Source organism: Pseudomonas sp. FG98, assembly GCF_057808595.1.
The window spans coordinates 1-950 of record NZ_JBMDIJ010000181.1 but is presented as its reverse complement, the minus strand read 5'-3'; the positions used below and the strand labels follow the sequence as shown (position 1 = coordinate 950).

General features: G+C 65.3%; 1 protein-coding gene. It reads left to right on the top strand.

What is annotated here, in order from left to right:
* On the top strand, positions 1-920 hold a 920-nt coding region (locus ACODSK_RS32630; RefSeq protein ID WP_489022277.1), incomplete at its 5' end, for a type VI secretion IcmF C-terminal domain-containing protein.
* Positions 921-950: the final 30 nt, after the last annotated feature.

Genomic DNA, 950 nt, shown 5'->3' with positions numbered 1-950 from the left:
ACCCGCGCGCCTCGACCCAGGCCCTGGCGCAGACGGTGTTCCAGGGCAAGAGCGTGGATCTGAGCGACACCCGTGCCTACGGCAGTTTGTTGTCGGCCAGCCTCGGTGCGGAATGGGGCTCGATGGGCGAGACGCTGTTCGTGCAGCCGCTGGACGAGGCCTGGCAGCGGGTGCTGCAACCCTCGGCGGAAAGCCTGAACAACCAGTGGCAGCGCTCCATCGTCGATGAATGGCGGCGCTCCTTCGATGGTCGCTACCCGTTCGCCGGGACCGACAGCGACGTCTCGCTGCCGATGCTCGGGCAGATGATCCGTGGTGGATCGGGGCGCATCGACCAGTTCCTGGCCAGCCAGCTCAATGGCGTGCTGCGCAAGGAAGGCAGCCGCTGGGTGGCCGATCCGCAGCACAGCCAGGGGCTGCGCTTCAACCCACGGTTCCTGGAGGCGATCAATCAGCTCAGCCATCTCTCCGACGTGCTCTACAGCCCGGCCGGCGGGTTGGGCATGAGCTTCGAACTGCGTGGCAAACCGGTGAGCAACGTGATCGACACCCAGTTCATCCTCAACGGCGAGAAGCATCACTACTTCAACCAGAAGGAACGCTGGCAGCGCTTCGACTGGCCGGGGCGGGGCAGTCATCCGGGGACGCGGGTGCTGTGGACCAGCGTGGGCAGTGATTTGCGCATGTATGGGGATTACCAGGGGACCTGGGGGCTGATTCGTTTCCTGGAAAACGCCAAGGTGACCTTGCTCGACGATGGCAACAGCCGCTATCACCTGGAAGTGCGGGCACCGGATGGCAAGGAGCTGACCTGGCATCTGCGCACGGAGTTGGGGGAGGGGCCGCTGGCGTTGCTGCGGCTGCGGGGGTTCAGGTTGCCGGCGCAGATCTTCCTGGAAGGGGGCAAGGAGGCGGGGTGAGGGTGGTTTTTCGGGCCTCATCGCTGGCAA